Origin of the sequence: Streptomyces malaysiensis subsp. samsunensis (genome assembly GCF_024519315.1) — a bacterium.
In the GTDB taxonomy this organism is placed as follows: Bacteria; Actinomycetota; Actinomycetes; order Streptomycetales; family Streptomycetaceae; genus Streptomyces; species Streptomyces malaysiensis.
Genome location: NZ_JANIIC010000002.1, coordinates 196293 through 215483, shown reverse-complemented (window position 1 = coordinate 215483; position 19191 = coordinate 196293). Strand labels below are relative to the sequence as shown.

The 19191-nt window shown below is 74.1% G+C and carries 13 protein-coding genes and 1 riboswitch; of the genes, 9 read left to right on the top strand and 4 right to left on the bottom strand.

The features are described 5' to 3' along the window. The first annotated feature begins 164 nt into the window (after positions 1-164). The 7 genes from mutA (at position 165) to cobM (ending at position 9048) form a co-directional block, all read left to right on the top strand. Positions 165-2048 carry a methylmalonyl-CoA mutase small subunit gene (gene mutA / locus NQU54_RS02140; RefSeq protein ID WP_257629474.1) on the top strand — a complete coding sequence of 628 codons (1884 nt, stop codon included), beginning with the start codon at positions 165-167 and terminating at the stop codon, positions 2046-2048. Next, positions 2048-4276: a methylmalonyl-CoA mutase gene (scpA, locus tag NQU54_RS02135; RefSeq protein ID WP_257629473.1), complete on the top strand. Its 2229-nt coding sequence runs from the start codon at positions 2048-2050 to the stop codon at positions 4274-4276. Before mutA ends, scpA begins: the two co-directional genes overlap by 1 nt. 3 nt (positions 4277-4279) lie before the next feature. Next, on the top strand, positions 4280-5278 hold the full coding sequence (gene meaB / locus NQU54_RS02130) for a methylmalonyl Co-A mutase-associated GTPase MeaB (protein WP_069860426.1): 999 nt from the start codon (positions 4280-4282) through the stop codon (positions 5276-5278). Next, positions 5271-6014 (top strand): (2Fe-2S)-binding protein, encoded by a 744-nt coding sequence (locus tag NQU54_RS02125; RefSeq protein WP_257629472.1) that lies wholly within the window; start codon positions 5271-5273, stop codon positions 6012-6014. The genes meaB and NQU54_RS02125 overlap by 8 nt, the downstream gene beginning before the upstream one ends. Before the next feature lie 73 nt (positions 6015-6087). Next, a complete protein-coding gene (locus NQU54_RS02120) occupies positions 6088-6927 on the top strand; it encodes an acyltransferase (protein WP_257629471.1) in 840 nt (279 codons plus the stop codon). A 40-nt stretch (positions 6928-6967) separates the two neighbouring features. After that, complete coding sequence (cbiE, locus tag NQU54_RS02115; protein ID WP_372505752.1) at positions 6968-8281, top strand: precorrin-6y C5,15-methyltransferase (decarboxylating) subunit CbiE; 1314 nt, start codon at positions 6968-6970, stop codon at positions 8279-8281. After that, the gene (cobM, locus tag NQU54_RS02110; protein WP_257629469.1) at positions 8278-9048 is read left to right on the top strand and encodes a precorrin-4 C(11)-methyltransferase; all 771 of its coding nucleotides are present in this window, start codon (positions 8278-8280) and stop codon (positions 9046-9048) included. The genes cbiE and cobM overlap by 4 nt, the downstream gene beginning before the upstream one ends. Positions 9049-9131: 83 nt before the next feature. Here the strand turns inward: cobM and NQU54_RS02105 are convergent, their stop codons facing one another. Continuing rightward, positions 9132-10280, bottom strand: a complete 1149-nt coding sequence (locus NQU54_RS02105) for a cobalt-precorrin-5B (C(1))-methyltransferase (protein ID WP_257629468.1) — start codon at positions 10278-10280, stop codon at positions 9132-9134. A gap of 59 nt (positions 10281-10339) precedes the next feature. On the opposite strand from NQU54_RS02105, the gene NQU54_RS02100 reads away from it, so the two are divergent. After that, positions 10340-11098: a cobalt-precorrin-6A reductase gene (locus tag NQU54_RS02100; protein WP_257629467.1), complete on the top strand. Its 759-nt coding sequence runs from the start codon at positions 10340-10342 to the stop codon at positions 11096-11098. A 175-nt stretch (positions 11099-11273) separates the two neighbouring features. On the opposite strand, the gene NQU54_RS02095 is transcribed toward NQU54_RS02100, so the two are convergent. Genes NQU54_RS02095 through NQU54_RS02085 form a run of 3 tightly spaced genes read right to left on the bottom strand, consistent with a single transcriptional unit; the run spans position 11274 to position 15213 of the window. Further along, the gene (locus tag NQU54_RS02095) at positions 11274-12773 is read right to left on the bottom strand and encodes a precorrin-2 C(20)-methyltransferase (protein WP_257629466.1); all 1500 of its coding nucleotides are present in this window, start codon (positions 12771-12773) and stop codon (positions 11274-11276) included. Further along, positions 12770-13438, bottom strand: a complete 669-nt coding sequence (locus tag NQU54_RS02090) for a precorrin-8X methylmutase (protein ID WP_257629465.1) — start codon at positions 13436-13438, stop codon at positions 12770-12772. The genes NQU54_RS02095 and NQU54_RS02090 overlap by 4 nt, the downstream gene beginning before the upstream one ends. Beyond that, entirely contained in the window at positions 13435-15213 is a 1779-nt protein-coding gene (locus NQU54_RS02085; protein WP_257629464.1) for a ferredoxin-like domain-containing protein, read from the bottom strand. The genes NQU54_RS02090 and NQU54_RS02085 overlap by 4 nt, the downstream gene beginning before the upstream one ends. A gap of 142 nt (positions 15214-15355) precedes the next feature. Continuing rightward, positions 15356-15443, top strand: a riboswitch (cobalamin riboswitch). Positions 15444-15496: 53 nt separating this feature from the next. Between NQU54_RS02085 and cobN the strand changes: the two genes are divergently transcribed. Then, complete coding sequence (gene cobN, locus NQU54_RS02080) at positions 15497-19138, top strand: cobaltochelatase subunit CobN (protein ID WP_257629463.1); 3642 nt, start codon at positions 15497-15499, stop codon at positions 19136-19138. The last annotated feature ends 53 nt before the right edge of the window (positions 19139-19191 follow it).

Here is a 19191-nt window from a genome sequence, read left to right as displayed (position 1 = left end):
GCATGCGTTCCGCGTCCCGCGCCGGGCCCATCCGCCTCACGCGCCCCGGATGTCGGCATTCGCCACTACGGAATTCCCTGGGAACCATCCCCGAGACCCCTAGAGAGTAAGGTCACAGCCGTACCCTCTGCTCGGGCTTCAGAAGGTCCCATTAGCCTCCTCCTATGACGGTCCTGCCAGACGGGCTTCCCCTAGCCGACGATTTCCCGGAAGTGACGCGAGACCAATGGCGCCACCTCGTCGAAGGCGTGCTGCGTAAAACCGGCACCTCGGACGCCGTGGGCGCCGAGGCCGAAGAGGCCCTCGCGACCGCACTCGAGGACGGAATCACCGTCCGCCCCCTCTACACCGCCGAAGACGCCCCCGAAGACGCCGGATTCCCCGGTTTCGCGCCCTTCGTGCGCGGCGGCCGGGCCGAGGGCTCCGCCCTGTCCGGCTGGGATGTGCGCCAGCGCCACGCCCACCCCGATCCGGTGCGCACCAACCAGGCGATCCTCACCGACCTGGAGAACGGCGCCGGTTCGGTCTGGCTCGCGGCCGGCCGGGCCGGGGTGCCGGTGGACGCGCTGCCCGAGGTGCTCAAGGGGGTCTATCTCGACCTCGCCTCCGTCTGCCTCGACGCGGGCGCCGACTTCGAGGACGCCGCCCGCGCCCTGCTGCGGCTCTATTCCGGACGCGAGGTGCCGCCTGGCGCCGCGCTCGGCAACCTCGGCGCGGATCCGCTGGGGCTCGCGGCCCGTACCGGACGCGATGACGGCCTGGCCGGACAGCTGGCCGCCGCGGCCGACCTCGCGCGGATCTGCGACCGCGACCACCCGGGGGTGCGGGCCTTCGCCGTGGACGCGCTGCCATACCACGAGGCGGGCGCCGGGGCGGCCCAGGAGCTCGGCTGCTCCCTCGCCGCCGCGGTGGCGTATCTGCGCACCCTCACCGAGGAGGGGCTGAGTGTCGAAGCCGCCTGCGCCCAGCTGGAGTTCCGCTACGCGGCCACCGCCGACCAGTTCCTCACCATCGCCAAGCTGCGGGCCGCCCGGCGCCTGTGGGCGCGCGTGGCGCAGGCGTGCGGCGCGCCCTCACAGGCGCGCGCCCAGCGCCAGCACGCGGTGACCTCGCCGGTGATGATGACCCGGCGCGACCCCTGGGTGAACATGCTGCGCACCACCGTGGCCACCCTCGCCGCGGGCGTCGGCGGCGCGGACGCGGTCACCGTGCTGCCCTTCGACAGTGCCATCGGCCTCCCCGACGACTTCGCCCGGCGCATCGCCCGCAACACCTCCACGATCCTGCTGGAGGAGTCGCAGCTGGCCCGGGTGATCGACCCGGCCGGCGGCTCCTGGTACGTCGAGAAGCTCACCGACGACGTGGCCCGCGCCGCCTGGGCCTGGTTCCAGGAGATCGAGCGCGCCGGGGGAATGGCCGCGGCCCTCGCCTCCGGGCTGGTGCGCGACCGGCTCGCCGAAACCTGGGCGCGCCGCGGCCGCGACCTCGCCCGCCGCAAGGAGCCGATCACCGGCGTCAGCGAGTTCCCGAACCTCGCCGAGCGGCCCGTCGAGCGCGAGCCCGCGCCCGAGCCGCCCGCCGGTGGGCTGCCGAGGGTGCGCCGCGACGAGGCGTACGAGGCGCTGCGCACCCGCGCCGACGCCCATCCGGCGGCCGAGGGCGGCCGGCCCAGGATCTTCCTGGCCGCGCTGGGCCCCGCCGCCGCGCACACCGCCCGTGTCTCCTTCGCCACCAACCTCTTCCAGGCGGGCGGGATCGAGGCGGTTCACGAGCCGGTCACCGTGACCGCGGAGTCGGTCGCCGAAGCGTTCACCGCCAGCGGCGCCCGCGTGGCCTGCCTGTGCTCCAGCGACAAGCTGTACGCGGAGGGGGCGGCCGCCGTGGCCGAGCGGCTGAAGGCGGCCGGGGCGACCCGGGTCTACCTGGCCGGACGGCCGGGGGCACAACAGGAAGAGTATGAGCGGGCCGGAGTGGACGGATACGTCTTCGCGGGCTGCGACGCGGTCGAGGTGCTCTCCTCGGCTCTGGACACCATGGGGGTGGCGTGATGACGGGCTCTCCGGTGGAGCCCGGGAAGATCCCGGACTTCTCGGCGGTCGATCTGGACGGACCGGCCGAAGGTCCGGTGCCCAGCTCGGACGACTGGGCCGCCGCCTTGCAGAACAGCGTGGGCAAGGGCGTGGAGGACCTGGTGTGGGACACCCCCGAGGGCATCGGGGTCAAGCCGCTCTACACCGCCGAGGACCTCACGGGCGTCGACTTCCTGGGCACCTACCCCGGCGCCGCGCCGTATCTGCGCGGCCCGTACCCGACGATGTACGTCAACCAGCCCTGGACCATCCGGCAGTACGCGGGGTTCTCCACCGCCGAGGAGTCCAACGCCTTCTACCGCCGCAATCTCGCGGCCGGCCAGAAGGGCCTGTCGGTCGCCTTCGACCTGCCCACCCACCGGGGCTATGACAGCGACCACCCCCGGGTCACCGGTGACGTCGGCATGGCGGGCGTGGCCATCGACTCCATCTACGACATGCGGCAGCTCTTCGACGGCATCCCGCTGGACCGGATGAGCGTGTCGATGACGATGAACGGCGCGGTGCTGCCCGTGCTCGCGCTCTACATCGTGGCCGCCGAGGAGCAGGGCGTACCGCCCGAGAAGCTGGCCGGGACCATTCAGAACGACATCCTCAAGGAGTTCATGGTCCGCAACACCTATATCTATCCGCCGCAGCCCTCGATGCGGATCATCTCCGACATCTTCGCCTTCACCTCGCAGCGGATGCCGCGCTACAACTCCATCTCCATCTCCGGCTACCACATCCAGGAGGCCGGGGCCACGGCCGATCTGGAGCTGGCGTACACCCTCGCCGACGGTGTGGAGTACCTGCGGGCCGGGCGGGACGCCGGGATGGACGTGGACGCCTTCGCGCCCCGGCTGTCGTTCTTCTGGGCGATCGGCATGAACTTCTTCATGGAGATCGCCAAGCTGCGGGCGGCCCGGCTGCTGTGGGCCAAGCTGGTCAAGCAGTTCGACCCGAAGAACCCCAAGTCGCTGTCGCTGCGCACCCATTCGCAGACCTCCGGCTGGTCGCTCACCGCCCAGGACGTCTACAACAACGTGGCGCGCACCTGTGTGGAGGCCATGGCCGCCACCCAGGGCCACACCCAGTCGCTGCACACCAACGCGCTGGACGAGGCGCTCGCGCTGCCCACCGACTTCTCCGCGCGGATCGCCCGCAACACCCAGATCCTGCTCCAGCAGGAGTCGGGCACCACCCGGGTCATCGACCCGTGGGGCGGCAGCGCCTACGTCGAGAAGCTGACGTACGACCTGGCGCGGCGGGCCTGGCAGCACATCGAGGAGGTCGAGGCGGCCGGCGGTATGGCCAAGGCCATCGACGCGGGCATCCCCAAGCTGCGCGTCGAGGAGGCCGCGGCCCGCACCCAGGCGCGGATCGACTCGGGGCGCCAGCCGGTGATCGGCGTCAACAAGTACCGGGTCGACAGCGATGAGGCGATCGAGGTCCGCGCGGTCGACAACTCCGTGGTGCGCGCCCAGCAGATCGAGAAGCTGCGGCGGCTGCGCGCGGAGCGCGACGAGGCGGCCTGCCAGGACGCGCTGCGCGCCCTGACCGCGGCCGCCGAGTCCGGCCCCGGCGCGGGCCTGGAGGGCAACCTGCTGGCGCTGGCCGTGGACGCCGCCCGCGCCAAGGCCACCGTGGGCGAGATCTCCGACGCGCTGGAGAAGGTCTATGGCCGCCACTCCGGCCAGATCCGTACGATCTCCGGTGTGTACCGAGAAGAGGCCGGACCGTCGTCCGGCGTGGACCGCACCCGCACGCTGGTCGAGGCGTTCGAGCGCGAGGAGGGCCGCCGCCCCCGCATCCTGGTCGCCAAGATGGGCCAGGACGGGCATGACCGCGGCCAGAAGGTGATCGCCACCGCCTTCGCCGACCTGGGCTTCGACGTCGACGTCGGCCCGCTGTTCCAGACCCCCGAGGAGGTCGCGCGGCAGGCGGTGGAGGCCGATGTGCACATCGTCGGCGTGTCGTCGCTCGCGGCCGGCCACCTCACGCTGGTGCCCGCGCTGCGCGAGCAGCTGGCCGAGGCGGGGCGGGCGGACATCACGATCGTGGTCGGCGGGGTCATCCCGCCGCAGGACGTCCAGACCCTGCACGAGGCCGGTGCCGCCGCCGTCTTCCTGCCGGGCACGGTCATCCCGGACGCCGCCCACGATCTGGTGCGGAAGCTGGCCGCCGACCTGGGCCACGAGCTGTAGGCCATGCCGCGGACGATCGACATCGAGGAGTACGCCAAGGGCGTGCTCGACGGGAAGCGCGCGTACATCGCCCGTGCGATCACACTCGTCGAGTCCACCCGGCCCGACCACCACGACCTCGCCCAGCGGCTGCTGGTCGAGCTGCTGCCGCACACCGGAGGGGCGCGGCGGATCGGCATCAGCGGGGTGCCCGGGGTGGGCAAGTCCACCTTCATCGACGCCCTGGGCACCATGCTCACCGGAGTCGGCCACAAGGTCGCGGTGCTCGCCGTCGACCCCTCGTCGACCCGCACCGGCGGCTCCATCCTGGGTGACAAGACCCGGATGGAGCGGCTGGCGGTGGACCCCGACGCCTTCGTACGGCCCTCGCCCAGCGCCGGGACGCTGGGCGGGGTCGCCCGCGCCACCCGCGAGTCCATGGTCGTCATGGAGGCGGCGGGCTATGACGTGGTGCTGGTGGAGACCGTGGGCGTGGGCCAGTCCGAGACCGCGGTGGCCAATATGGTCGACTCCTTCCTGCTGCTCTCCCTGGCCCGTACCGGCGATCAGCTCCAGGGCATCAAGAAGGGCGTGCTGGAGCTGGCCGACGTGGTCACCATCAACAAGGCCGACGGCCCCCACGCACGGGACGCCAAGTCGGCGGCCCGGGAACTGGCGGGCGCGCTCAGGCTGTTGCAGCCCCCGGACGCGCCCTGGAACCCGCCGGTGCTCACATGCAGCGCCCGCGAGTCCACCGGGCTCGATGTGGTGTGGGAGCGGCTGGAGCAGCACCGCCGGGTGCTGGAGGCCACGGGCGCGCTGCACGCCAAGCGGCGCGACCAGCAGGTCGACTGGACCTGGTCGATGGTGCGCGACCAGCTGCTCGCGCGGCTGCACGCCCACCCCGAGGTGCGGCGGCTCGGACCCGAGCTGGAGCAGCGGGTCCGCGAGGGCACGCTGACGGCCACGCTGGCGGCGGACCAGCTGCTGGAGGCGTTCCGGGCCCCGGCCGACGGTGGATGAGGCGCCGCTTTCCGAAGCGGCGCGGGCCGGGCCGTTCTTCGCCCTGCGCACCGGCACCGGCGAGCCACGCGAGGAGGGGTACGCGCGGATCGGCGAGGCGTACCGGCTGACGAGCGCGGGCGCCGCCGGGCCGGTGCTGCGCGCGCGTGTCGAGGCGGTTGCCGCGAGCCTGCGCACCGATGAGCCGAGGGTGGCGGCCTCGCTCGTCTTCCAGGGGCTCGCCGCCCGGGTGTGGTCGCTCGCGCTCGGCCCGGCCGCCCTCTCCGGCCGGGTGCCCCACCTCCGGCCCGACCGGCTGTGGTGGAACCCCGGGCGTGTCGCCCCCGACGACCTGTGGTGGCCCGGCGTGCCGCCCATCATGGGCGAACCGGGGGGACTCGCCGGTCAGGTGGGCACCGCGGCCTTCGTCCATCTGATGCCGCTGCACCATGCCGTTCGACGCGGCTACCGGGTCTCGGGGCGGCTGCTGTGGGGCAACGCCGCCTCGGCGCTGACCGGTTCGCTGCGGGTGCTGCACGACTGGTGCCGGGAGCGGGGCCTGGCCGAGGCGGCGGACCGGGCCGTCGAGCTGACGCGGGCCCAGCTCGTCCACCCGCCGCTGCGTGACGCCGGCACTCTGACCATTGAGCCGCTCGGCTACCGGCGCCGCACCTGCTGTCTCTACTACCGGGTGCCCGGGGGCGGGCTGTGCGGCGACTGCGTACTGCGCGACGCGCCGGGGCGCGGGGGCGTGTAGGGGCGCCGGGGTGTGGCGGACGGCCTTCCGGGGTGTGGCAGACGGCCTTCCGATGGGCCGATACGGTGGGCGAATGCCGAAGAACGAGAACCTGTTCTCATCCTGGCGGGGCTGGTGCGGACGCGTCACCTCCCGTCTGGTCCACCGCGGGTGGCGCGCCGTCCAGCGGGCCGGCGCGGTCACGGCCGAGCGCCCCGGACCGTACCGGTTCGGCCGTATCGGCGTCGGCACCCGGCTGGCGTTCCCCCAGGGCACCGTCTTCGGTGAACCGTGGATCGAACTCGGTGAGCACTGCGTCATCGGCGAGCAGGTGACCCTCACCGCCGGCATGATGCCCGATGTGGACCTCGGCCCCGAGCCGGTGCTGCGTATCGGCGACGGTGTGGTGCTGGGCCGGGGCAGCCATGTGATCGCCTCCGTAAGCGTGGAGTTCGGCGACGATGTCTTCTGCGGTCCGTATGTCTACGTGACCAGCGACAACCACTCCTACGACGATCCGGAACAGCCCATCGGCCGCCAGTGGCCGCGCTCCGCACCCGTTCACATCGGCCCCGGCAGCTGGCTGGGCGCGGGCGCGGTGATCCTGCCGGGGGCCCGGCTGGGCCGCAATGTGGTGGTCGCGGCGGGCGCGGTGGTACGGGGCGAGGTGCCCGACCATGCCGTGGTGGCCGGGGCGCCGGCCCGGATCATACGGCGCTGGGCCCCGGACGAGGGCTGGCAGCCGCCACTGCGCACCCCGGCGCCGGTGCCGATACCCGAGGACATGACCGTCGAGGAACTGCTCGCGCTGGCGGAGCTGGAGCGCGGGCGGGAACTGGAGTTGGATCGGGAGCAGGCGGGGGAGCGGGGCCCGGATTGGGGGCCGGAGCGGGAGCGGGGACTGGAGCGGGAGCCGGGGGCCGGGGCGTCGTAGCAGGTCAGTAGAGTTTCGTGGACCGTCCCCGACCCACGAGGTGACCACTGTGAGCCCGCCGCCTCTCCCCGTGACCGTCATCGGCATCGGCGCCGACGGCTGGGACGGACTCGGTCCCGCGGCCCGCGAGGCGCTGCGCACGGCCGAGGTGGTCATCGGCGGACGGCGCCATCTGGGCCTGCTGCCGCCGGAGTGCCACGGCGAACGCGTCCCCTGGCCATCCCCGCTGCGCCCCGCCGTCCCCGGGCTGTTCGCCGCGCGTACCGGGCGCCGGATCTCCGTGCTGGCCAGCGGCGATCCGATGTTCTTCGGCATCGGCCGCACACTGGCCGAACTGCTGGGCGCCGAGCGGCTGCGGGTGCTGCCCCATCCGTCGTCCGTCTCGCTGGCCTGTGCGCGGCTCGGCTGGGCGCTGGAGGAGACCGAGGTGGTCAGCCTCGTCGGCCGCCCCCTGGCCACGCTGAACCGCGAGCTGTACGCGGGACGGCGGCTGCTCGTGCTCAGTGCGGGCGCCGACACCCCCGCCGAGGTGGCCGGTTCGCTCGCGGAACGCGGCTTCGGCCCGAGCCGGATGCGGGTGCTGGAGCAGTTGGGGAGCGCGCGGGAACGCTGTGTGGAGGGCACGGCCGAGGAGTGGCCCCATCCGCCCGGCGACCCCCTCAACGTCATCGCCGTCGACTGCGCACCGGCGGACGGCACCCGGCCCCTGTCGCTCGCCCCTGGGCTGCCCGACACGGCGTACGACCACGATGGACAGCTGACCAAGCGCCATGTGCGGGCCGCCACCCTCGCCGCGCTCGCCCCCGCCCCCGGGGAGCTGCTGTGGGACGTCGGCGGCGGCTCGGGCTCCATCGCCGTGGAGTGGATGCGCGCCCACCGGACCTGCCGGGCGGTCTCGGTCGAACGCGATCCGGTGCGCGCCGAACGCATCGCCCGCAACGCCGCCGCGCTCGGTGTACCCGGGCTGACCGTCGTCACCGGCGCCGCACCGGACGCCCTGGCCCAACTGCCCGCCCCCGACGCGGTGTTCATCGGCGGCGGCCTGACCGTGCCCGGGGTGTTGGAGGCGTGCTGGGCGGCCCTGCCGCCGGGCGGCAGGATCGTCGCCAACACCGTGACCCTGGAGTCCGAGGCGCTGCTCGCCGACCGCCACCGCCGCCACGGCGGCGACCTCGTCCGGCTCGCCGTCTCCCACGCCACCCCGGTCGGGGCCTTCACCGGCTGGCGGCAGGCGATGCCGGTCACCCAGTGGTCCGCCACCAAACCGCTCGATTCCCCAGGCCCCGGCGCGTACGCCGCCGATCCCACGGGGTCCGTCGAAGCGGCTCAGGCCGCACAAGGAGAGACACGATGACGGTGTACTTCATCGGCGCGGGCCCCGGCGCCGCCGATCTGATCACGCTGCGCGGCGCCCGGACCCTGGCCCGCTGCCAGGTGTGTCTGTACGCGGGCAGCCTGGTGCCCCGTGAACTGCTCGACGAATGCCCGCCCGGCGCCCGCCTCGTCGACACCGCCCGGCTCGACCTCGACCGGATCACCGCCGAACTCGTCGCCGCCCACGAGGCGGGCCATGATGTGGCCCGTCTCCACTCAGGCGATCCGTCGGTCTTCAGCGCCGTGGCCGAACAGATGCGCCGCCTCGACGCGGCGGGCGTTCCGTACGAAGTCGTCCCGGGCGTACCCGCCTTCGCCGCCGCGGCCGCCGCGCTGAAACGCGAACTGACGGTCCCGACCGTCGGCCAGACCGTCATCCTCACCCGCGTCGCCCAGCAGGCCACCCCCATGCCGGAAGGCGAGGACCTGGCCACCCTCGGGCGCGGCGGCGCCCTGCTCGTCCTGCACCTCGCCGCCCGCTACGTGGACCGCGTCGTCGCCGAACTCCTCCCGCACTACGGCGCCGACTGCCCCGCGGCCGTGGTCGCCATGGCCAGCCGCCCCGACGAACTGGTCCTGCGCGGCACCCTGGACGACATCGCGCCCCAGGTGAAGGCCGCGGGCGTGGTACGGACAGCGGTCATCCTGGTGGGCCGCACCCTCGCCGCCCACCAATTCCGCGACAGCCACCTCTACTCCCCGAACCGCGAACGCCCCCACGAGCCCTGCGACACACCCGGCAGCTGAGCCCACCGTTCCCGGGTGCGGGAGGCCACCGCTTCTGCTCTCCGGGGGCTCTTCAGCCGCTCCTCCCGGCTCGGCGGAGTCGGTCAGCCGTCCCGTGGGGCGCGTGGTTCCGCGCGGCCGACGATCGTACCGGCGCGGTCGACGCAGATCACGTCCACCGCTACCGGGGCGCCGCGCAGTACCCCGAGGGCCGTGTCGCGGGCCGTGGCCGCGACCAGGTCGCCGAGGGGTACGCCATGGGCGGCGCACAACTGCACCGTTTCCAGGCCGGTGTTGGCCGTTGCCACGGCCTGTGCCAGCTTCTCGTCCGCCCCTCCCCGGCGGGCCAGTTCCGCGAGGAACCCCTTGTCCACCTGGGAGCGCGAGGAGTGCAGATCCAGGTGGCCCGCGGCCAGCTTGGAGAGCTTGGCGAAGCCTCCGGCGATCGTCAGCCGGTCCACCGGGTGGCGGCGCAGATACTTCAGCACGGCCCCCGCGAAGTCGCCCATGTCCAGGAGCGCGTCCTCCGGCAGCCCGTGGACGGCCACCGCCACCTTCTCGGATGTCGAGCCCGTACAGCCCGCCACATGGCTGCGCCCCGCCGCGCGTGCGACGTCCACCCCGCGCCGGATGCTGTCGATCCACGCCGAGCAGGAGTAGGGCACGACGATGCCCGTCGTGCCGAGGATGGACAGTCCGCCGAGGATGCCCAGCCGCGGATTCCAGGTGGAGCGGGCGATCTCCTCGCCGTGGTCCACCGAGATCTCGATCTCGACGTCACCGGTTCCGCCGTGCCGGGCCGCGACGGAGGCGATGTGGTCGCGCATCATCTGGCGCGGCACGGGGTTGATGGCCGGTTCGCCCACGTCGAGCGGCAGCCCGGGCCGGGTGACCGTACCGACGCCCGGACCGGCCCGGAAGACCACTCCACTGCCGGGCGGCAGAACCCGCACCGTGGCCCTGACCAGCGCGCCGTGGGTCACATCGGGATCGTCCCCCGCGTCCTTGACGACGGCGGCCATGGCGCGGTCCGCCGTCAGTTCCTCGGCGGCGAGCGCGAACGCGGGCCGCTGCCCCTTGGGCAGTTCGATGGTCACCGGATCGGGGAACTCCGCGCCCAGCAGCGCGGTGTACGCGGCCGTCGTCGCGGCGGTGGCACACGCCCCCGTGGTCCAGCCGTGCCGCAGTCCCGACCGCTCCAGCTGCGCGCCCCGGCCCCCGGTCGCCTCGGCCGTCGTCTCCGCCTCAGCCATGGGCGGGCCGCCGCGCATACGATGACGGGCGCACGGACGACGAAAGGCACCCGATCCCGATGAACAGCGCACCGGCGCGCCATGTGCTCATCCTCGGCGGCACCACCGAGGCGCGCCGCCTCGCCGAGGAACTCGCCGGTGACCCCGCCCTGCGCGTCACCAGCTCCCTCGCGGGGCGGGTCGCCGCACCGCGGCTGCCCGTGGGGCAGGTGCGGATCGGCGGGTTCGGCGGTGCCGAGGGCATGGCCCGCTGGCTCCGCGAGCACCAGGTGGACGCGCTCATCGACGCCACCCATCCTTTCGCCGACACGATCAGTTCCCACGCGGCCCGGGCGGCCGCCGACGTCCATGTTCCCCTGCTCGCCCTGCGCCGCCCCGGGTGGGTGCCCGGTCCGGGCGACCGCTGGCATTCGGCCGGCTCGCTGGCCGAGGCCGCGCGGCTGCTGCCGGACCTGGGGGAGCGGATCTTCCTCACCACGGGGCGGATGGGCCTGGCCACCTTCGCCCATCTGACCCGGCAGTGGTTCCTGGTCCGCTCGGTCGACGCCCCCGAGCCGCCGGTCCCGCCCCGGATGGAGGTGATCCTCGACCGCGGTCCGTTCACGCTCGAGGGCGAGGCGGAGCTGCTGCGCCGCCATCGCGTCGAGGTGCTGGTCACCAAGGACAGCGGCGCCCACGCCACCGTCCCCAAACTCACCGCGGCCCGCGCCGCCGCCCTCCCGGTCGTCATCATCCGCCGCCCACCCGCCCCCCAGGGCATCCCGGTGGCCGAAACCCCGTCGGAGGCCGCGACCTGGCTCCGCACGACGCTGGCCTGAGGCCGGTGTCCGGGTCCGGTGTCCGGCTCCGGTGGCTGAGCCCGGTGCCTTAGCCCTGTGCCTGGGTCCGGTGCCCGAGCCCATCGCCCGGGTCCGGGCCCGAAGCCCGGGTCCGGGCCCGAAGCCCGGGTCCGGGCCCGAAGCCCGGGTCCGGGTACGGGCACGAGCCCGGAGGCTATGCCTCCGGATAGCGGCGCGGGGTCCAGACGACCTCCGTGTCGTCGCCGCGGCGGGCCGTGCGGGTCTGGGAGGAGCCCACCAGGATGATCGTGCGCATGTCGACCTGGGCCGGGTCGAGGTCGGCCAGGCGGACGATCCGTACCCGTTCCCCCGGGCCGCCGATGTCGCGGCCCAGCACCACGGGGGTGTCGGGGGCGCGGTGTTCCAGCAGGAGTTCGCGGGCCTTGCCCACCTGCCAGACGCGGCTGCGGGAGCCGGGGTTGTAGAGGGCGAGCACCAGGTCGGCCGCGGCGGCGGCGCGCAGCCGCTCGGCGATCACCTCCCAGGGCTTGAGCCGGTCGGAGAGGGAGATCACCGCGTAGTCGTGGCCGAGCGGGGCACCGACTCGGGCCGCGGCGGCGTGGGCCGCCGTCATACCGGGGACGATCCGTACCGGGACCTCGCGGTAGGGGTCCTCGCAGGCGGCCTCCAGGACGGCGGTGGCCATGGCGAACACGCCCGGGTCGCCCGAGGAGACGACGGCGACACGCCGGCCCCGCCGGGCCAGGTCGAGGGCGAACTCGGCGCGTACGGCCTCGACCTTGTTGTCGGAGGAGTGACGCCGCTGGCCCGGCCGTACCGGCACCCGGTCCAGATAGGTGGTATAGCCGACGAGGTCATCGGCGGCGGCCAGTTCGCCGCGCGCTTCGGGGGTGAGCCACAGCGGACCGGCCGGGCCCAGGCCGATGACCACGACCTCGCCCGCGCCGGACGCACCGCGCGGCGCGTCCACCCGGCTGGGCAGCACCGCCATCGAGAAGTACGGCACCGACTCCGGATCGACCTCGGCCAGCGCGGCGGTCCGTTCCGCGCTCATCGTGGCGCGCTCCACATAGCGCGCGTCCGCGAGCCGCCCCGAACGCTCCAGCGCCCGCCGCACCGCCGGGAAGGTCCGGCCGAGCTTCATCACGGCCGCCGCGTCCGCCGTCGCCAGCCGGGCCGTCAACTCCTCCTCCGGCAGGGTGCCGGGGAGGACCGTCAGCACCTCCTCGCCCTCCACCAGCGGTGCGCCGAGCCGGGCGGCCGCCGCGCTGACCGAGGTGACACCGGGGACGACCTCGGTGGGGTAGCGGTCGGCGAGCCGCTTGTGCATGTGCATATACGAGCCGTAGAAGAGCGGATCGCCCTCCGCGAGCACCGCGACCGTGCGTCCCGCGTCCAGATGCGCGGCGAGCCTGGCGGCCGCGTCCGCGTAGAACTCCTCCATCGCGCCGCGATAGCCGCCCGGATGGTCGGTGGCCTCCGTGGTGACCGGGTAGACCAGCCGCTCCTCGATGTGGTCGGGCCGCAGATGCCGCTCGGCGATGGAGCGCGCGATGCTGCGGCCGTGCCGGGCGCTGTGGTACGCGATGACATCGGCCTCGGCGATGACCTCCACGGCGCGTACGGTCATCAGGGAGGGGTCGCCGGGGCCGAGCCCCACACCGTAGAGCCGGCCCGTCTGCTGCTCGCTCACTCTTCCTCGCTCGCTATCGCGTTGATCGCGGCCGCGGCGATGGCGCTGCCGCCGCGCCGGCCGTGCACCACCAGGTGGTCGAGCGCCGCCGGATGCCCGGCCAGCGCCTCCTTGGACTCGGCGGCGCCGATGAAGCCCACCGGCACACCGATCACGGCGGCCGGGCGCGGCGCGCCCGCCCCTCCTGCCCCCCCTTCTTCGATTATCTCCAGCAGGCGGAAGAGCGCCGTGGGGGCGTTGCCGACCGCGACCACCGCCCCCTCGAGCCGGTCCCGCCACAGCTCCAGCGCGGCGGCGCTGCGCGTGGTGCCCATGCGCCGCGCCAACTCCGGTACGGCGGGGTCCGCGAGGGTGCAGATCACCTCGTTGTCGGCGGGCAGCCGCTTACGGGTCACCCCGCTGGCGACCATGCGCGCGTCACAGAGCACGGGCGCGCCGGACCGCAGCGCGGCGCGGGCGCGGGAGACCACCCCGGGGGTGTACGCGAGGTCCTTGACCAGGTCGACCATGCCGCAGGCGTGGATCATCCGCACCGCCACCTGACTGACGTCGGCGGGAAGCCCGCCGAGGTCGGCCTCGGCGCGGATGGTGGCAAAGGAGGCGCGGTAGATGGCCGCCCCGTCCTTCTCGTAGTCGAACACGGTGTCCTCGATGTCCTCGATCATGTCGTTCCATGGGCCGCCGCCACAGCGCCGGCCAATTGCTCCGCTGTCACATCCACGCTGTCCGTCTCCGGTGTGTCTCCTCCCGCGCCCCGTACGGTGACCCGATAGCCCGTGTCGCCGATCGCCAGCGCGTCCACCCAGTGGCCCCCGGGGTGACCGCAGCGGCGTTCGCAGCCGGAGACGTACACCGGCAGTGGCTCGGGCCCGGCCCGGCCGCCCCCGGATGTCGTACCGCTCACCGGCCACGGCGGCGAACCGCCCACGACCATGTGTCCGGTGTCCGCGTGTCCGCTGTCCGCGTGTCCGCTGTCCGCGTCCCTCCGTGCCGGGGCCGCGACCGCACCCGCCGTGCGCGCGACCGCTCCCGCCGTGTTTGCGGACGCCCTCGCCGTGTCCGGCGTGTCTGCCGCGCCCGCCACGACTCGCCCGGTGCCCGTGGTCCGCCCCCGCGCCACGTCCGCGACCATGCGCGCCGCGTCGGCCCGCACATCCGCCAGGGACTTGGCGCAGCCGGGGCGCCCCGTGCACGCGCCGACCCCGAGCCACGGTGAGTCCGGCGTGGTCACCAGCCCCGCCCCGGCGAGTTCGGACATGGCGCCGGGCGCGTCGTCCCGGGCGAACCCGGGGAGCACCACGCCGCGCCAGGGTGTCATACGCAGCTCATCCGCTCCGCCCCGGGAGGCGAGCGTCGTGAGCAGCCGCCATTGCGCGGCGCTCACCCGGCCCAGGGGGAGGGCGATGGACAGCGCGTGGCGCCCGTTCGGGCCGGGGACCGACCCGGGGGCGGGGGGTGCGGCGGAGGCGGGTGCCGGGGCGTGTTCCACCGGTACGGCCTCGATGCCCGCACCGGCGAGTCGCGCGGCCAATCCGCCGGTCGTCACGGCGTGTTCGGCGGGGAGGTCGCGTACCCGCCACGCCCGTGTCCCGCTCTCCCGCACCCGTGTCAGGAACTCCACCGCGGCAAGCGCCGCCGCCCGTGGCGCGTCCTCGCCCCGCACCCGGAGGCCGCCGCCCCCTGCCACCGACCCGTCCGTGGCGAGGCTCGCCGCGCCCTCACCGCCGGTGTCCGCCTCCGCGCCACGGCCGAGCGGGTCCGAGCCGTCCGTACGACGCGCCCGCCGCGCTGCCGTGTCCGGGTGTGTCGCGCCCGACGGCGGTGACACACCCGGGCCCGGCAGCGGACCACCGCATCGCAGCACCGCTCCACCGTCCGCCGTTGCGATCAATGTCACATCCGCGCCCAAGGCGGCCACATCGCCACGGCCATCGTCCAGCGCGAACAGAAACCTGCCCGACAAGCCGGATAGAGCGGACAATTCCCCGCGCCCCGCCGGTCCCGCCGGTGTGTCGTCACACAGCGCGGCGTCCAACTCCCGCACCCACGCCACCACATCCGCGTGCCCCCGGCCGTCCAGACCGGACAGCGGCGACGCCACGATGTTGCGCACCCGGTCATGGCGGTCCGAGGGAAGCAGTCCGGCCGCCCGCAGCCGGGCCGCCAGCTCCGCGCCGCACCCCGCCGCCAGGCCGCGGACCTGCGCATTGCCTCGTGAGGTGATGTCCAGCCGCCCGTCCCCGAGCTCCTCGGACACCCGCCCCAGCGCCTCCGCCTGACGGGCCGTCAGCAACCCGCCGGGCACCCGGATCCGGGCCAGCGAACCATCGTCCGCCGGGTGCAGCCGCAGCGCGCCGGGACAGGCGTCATCGCGTCCGCGCACGGGGGTTTCATCCCCTGGTGGGGTGGTTGTCGGGGGGAGGGGCATGGCGGCGAGCATACCGACGATCCGGTCCGGCCCACCGCCCCGGCCAGGCTCCACGGAGGCCGGAACGCACCATCCCGCGGCAGGTCAGCAACGCTTACTATGCTCAGCGGTGGGTCGGTCCCGACCCGCGACACGCATAAGACGGCACTCACGGCAGGAAGCCGGTGGAAATCCGGCGCGGTCCCGCCACTGTGAGCGCGGTGGCTGCCAGAAACGGCAGCGGCCGAGCGAGCCAGGAACTGCCGCCGTCTTCAACCCGCCCGGGGCGCGGACCCCGAGGAAGGTATGCCGCCGCATGATTCTGCTGCTGTCGACGTCCGACACCGACCTGCTCAGCGCCCGTGCCGCCACGGGCCCGGTGCCGTACCGCCTCGCCAACCCGGCCCGCCTCGCCCTCGACGACCTGCCCGGTCTCCTGGAGGGCGCCGAACTCGTCGTCGTACGGCTCCTCGGTGGCCTCCGCGCATGGCAGGAGGGGCTCGACACGCTGCTCGCGGGCGACCTCCCCGTGGTCGTCCTCACCGGTGAACAGGCGCCCGACGCCCAGCTCATGGAGGCGTCCACGGTCCCGGTCGGCATCGCCGCCGAGGCCCACGCCTACCTCGCCCACGGCGGGCCCGCCAACCTGGGCCAGCTGGCCCGGTTCCTCTCCGACACCGTGCTGCTCACCGGCCATGGCTTCGAACCGCCCGCGCCCGCGCCCACCTGGGGCCCGCTGGAGCGCACCGGCCGCGCGGCCAACCCCGCCGATGCCATCGCCCCGACCATCGCGGTGCTCTACTACCGCGCCCACCACATGAGCGGCAACACCGCCTTCGTGGAAGCCCTGTGCCGGGCCGTGGAGGACGCCGGGGGCCGCCCGCTGCCGCTGTTCGTCGCCTCGCTGCGCGCCCCCGAGGCCGAGCTGATCGAGGCCCTCGGCGCGGCCGACGCCATCGTCACCACCGTCCTCGCGGCCGGTGGCACCCGACCCGCCGAGGCGTCCGCGGGCGGCGACGACGAGGCGTGGGACGCGGGCGCGCTCGCCGCGCTGGACGTGCCCGTGCTCCAGGCGCTGTGCCTGACCTCCTCGCGCGCCGTGTGGGAGGAGAACGACGAGGGGCTGTCGCCGCTGGACGCCGCGACCCAGGTCGCCGTCCCCGAGTTCGACGGGCGGCTCATCACCGTGCCGTTCTCGTTCAAGGAGGTGGACGAGGACGGCCTGCCGGTCTATGCCGCCGATGCGGAACGGGCCGCGCGTGTCGCCGGAATCGCGGTACGACACGCCCGGCTCCGCCACCTCCCCGCCGCCGACAAGCGGCTGGCGCTCGTCCTCTCCGCCTACCCCACCAAGCACTCCCGGATCGGCAACGCCGTGGGCCTCGACACGCCCGCGAGCGCCGTCGCCCTGCTGCGCCGACTGCGCGCGGAGGGCTATGACCTCGGCCCCGAGGACGGGCCGGACGCACTCCCGGGCCTGGTCTCCGGCGACGGTGACGAGCTGATCCGCGCCCTCATCGAGGCGGGCGGCCATGACCAGGAGTGGCTCACCGAGGAGCAGCTCGCCCGCAACCCCGTCCGCGTCCCCGCCGCCGACTACCGCCGCTGGTACGCCACGCTCCCCCAGCAGCTCCGGGACGCGGTCGAGGAACACTGGGGCCCGCCGCCCGGTGAGATGTTCGTGGACACCAGCCGCGATCCGGACGGCGACATCGTCCTGGCCGCGCTGCGCCGCGGCAACCTCCTGGTCGTCATCCAGCCCCCGCGCGGCTTCGGCGAGAACCCCATCGCCATCTACCACGACCCCGATCTGCCGCCCTCGCACCACTACCTGGCCGCCTACCGCTGGATGGCCACACCCCGGACGGACGGCGGCTTCGGCGCGGACGCCATGGTCCACCTGGGCAAACACGGCAACCTGGAGTGGCTGCCGGGCAAGAACGCCGGACTGTCCGCCGCCTGCGGCCCCGACGCCGCGCTCGGCGATCTGCCGCTGATCTACCCCTTCCTGGTCAACGACCCGGGCGAGGGCACCCAGGCCAAGCGCCGCGTCCACGCCACCCTCGTCGACCACCTCGTCCCGCCGATGGCCCGCGCCGACTCCTACGGCGACATCGCGCGGCTGGAACAGCTGCTGGACGAGTACGCCGCCATCTCCTCGATGGACCCGGCCAAGCTCCCCGCCATCCGCGCCCAGATCTGGACCCTCATCCAGGCCGCCCGGCTCGACCACGACCTGGGCCTGGAGCAGCGGCCGGACGACGACGGCTTCGACGACTTCCTGCTGCACGTCGACGGCTGGCTGTGCGAGGTCAAGGACGCCCAGATACGCGACGGACTGCATGTCCTGGGCGCCGCGCCGACCGGGCCCGGACGGGTCAACCTCGTACTGGCCATCCTCCGCGCCCGCCAGATCTGGGGCGGTACGTCCGCGCTCCCCGGTCTGCGCGAGGCACTCGGCCTGGACGAGTCGGCCGCCACCCGCACCGGCGCCGACGAGGCCGAGGAGCGGGCCCGCGCGCTGGTCCAGGCGATGGAGGACGCCGAATGGGCCCCGGAGGCCGTCGAGAAGGCTGTCCTCACCCTGCCCGATGACCAGCGCCCCGCCGTCTCCGCGATTCTCGACTTCGCCGCCCGCGAGGTCGTGCCCCGGCTGGCCGCCACGACCGACGAGATCGACCACGCCGTGCACGCCCTCGCCGGCGGGTTCGTCCCCGCCGGGCCGTCCGGCTCACCGCTGCGCGGACTGGTCAACGTCCTGCCGACCGGCCGCAACTTCTACTCCGTCGACCCCAAGGCCGTGCCCAGCAGGCTGGCCTGGGAGACCGGCCAGGCCCTCGCCGATTCGCTCCTGGAGCGCTACCGCGCCGACAACGACGGTCAGTGGCCGAAGTCCGTCGGCCTCTCACTGTGGGGGACGAGCGCGATGCGCACCTCCGGCGACGATGTGGCCGAGGCGCTCGCGCTGCTGGGCATCCGTCCGGTGTGGGACGACGCCTCGCGCCGGGTGACGGGACTCGAACCCGTGACACTCGACCAGCTGGGCCGCCCGCGCGTCGATGTCACCCTGCGCATCAGCGGGTTCTTCCGGGACGCCTTCCCGCATGTCGTCGGGCTGCTGGACGACGCCGTACGGCTCGCCGCCGCCCTCGACGAGAGCGACGAGGACAACTACATACGCGCGCACACCCGCGCCGACCTCGCCGAACACGGTGATGAGCGCCGCGCCACCACCCGCATCTTCGGCTCCCGCCCCGGCACCTACGGCGCCGGGCTGCTCCAGCTCATCGACAGCCGCGACTGGCGCACCGACGCCGACCTCGCCGAGGTCTACACGGTCTGGGGCGGCTACGCCTACGGCCGCGGGCTCGAGGGGCGGCCGGCGCGGGCCGAGATGGAGAGCGCCTACCGCCGGATCGCGGTCGCGGCCAAGAACACCGACACCCGCGAGCACGACATCGCCGACTCCGACGACTACTTCCAGTACCACGGCGGCATGGTGGCCACCGTGCGCGCCCTGAAGGGCACCGCCCCCGCCGCGTACATCGGCGACTCCACCCGCCCCGAGACGGTCCGCACCCGCACCCTCCACGAGGAGACCTCACGGGTCTTCCGCGCCCGGGTGGTCAACCCGCGCTGGATCGAGGCGATGCGCCGCCACGGCTACAAGGGCGCCTTCGAGCTCGCCGCGACGGTCGACTACCTCTTCGGCTACGACGCCACCACGGGTGTGGTCGCCGACTGGATGTACGACAAGCTCGCCCAGACCTATCTGCTCGACCCGGAGAACCGCTCCTTCCTGGAGGAGGCCAACCCCTGGGCGCTGCACGGCATGGCCGAGCGGCTGCTGGAGGCCGAGAGCCGCGGGCTGTGGGACGAGCCCGACCCGGAGGTGCTGGAGCGGGTGCGGGAGCTGTATCTGGAGACGGAGGGCGGCCTGGAGGGCGGGGACGAGTAGGCGCGATCCGCGCCGCGCCGCGGCGGCGTCCGGGTCTCCCGCACGGTGACCTC

Coding starts and splice junctions, on each gene's coding strand:
- mutA (WP_257629474.1), top strand. CDS start 165: ATGACGGTCCTGCCAGACGGGCTTCCCCTAGCCGACGATTTCCCGGAA.
- scpA (WP_257629473.1), top strand. CDS start 2,048: ATGACGGGCTCTCCGGTGGAGCCCGGGAAGATCCCGGACTTCTCGGCG.
- meaB (WP_069860426.1), top strand. CDS start 4,280: ATGCCGCGGACGATCGACATCGAGGAGTACGCCAAGGGCGTGCTCGAC.
- NQU54_RS02120 (WP_257629471.1), top strand. CDS start 6,088: ATGCCGAAGAACGAGAACCTGTTCTCATCCTGGCGGGGCTGGTGCGGA.
- cobM (WP_257629469.1), top strand. CDS start 8,278: ATGACGGTGTACTTCATCGGCGCGGGCCCCGGCGCCGCCGATCTGATC.
- NQU54_RS02105 (WP_257629468.1), bottom strand. CDS start 10,280: ATGGCTGAGGCGGAGACGACGGCCGAGGCGACCGGGGGCCGGGGCGCG.
- NQU54_RS02100 (WP_257629467.1), top strand. CDS start 10,340: ATGAACAGCGCACCGGCGCGCCATGTGCTCATCCTCGGCGGCACCACC.
- NQU54_RS02090 (WP_257629465.1), bottom strand. CDS start 13,438: ATGATCGAGGACATCGAGGACACCGTGTTCGACTACGAGAAGGACGGG.
- NQU54_RS02085 (WP_257629464.1), bottom strand. CDS start 15,213: ATGCTCGCCGCCATGCCCCTCCCCCCGACAACCACCCCACCAGGGGAT.
- cobN (WP_257629463.1), top strand. CDS start 15,497: ATGATTCTGCTGCTGTCGACGTCCGACACCGACCTGCTCAGCGCCCGT.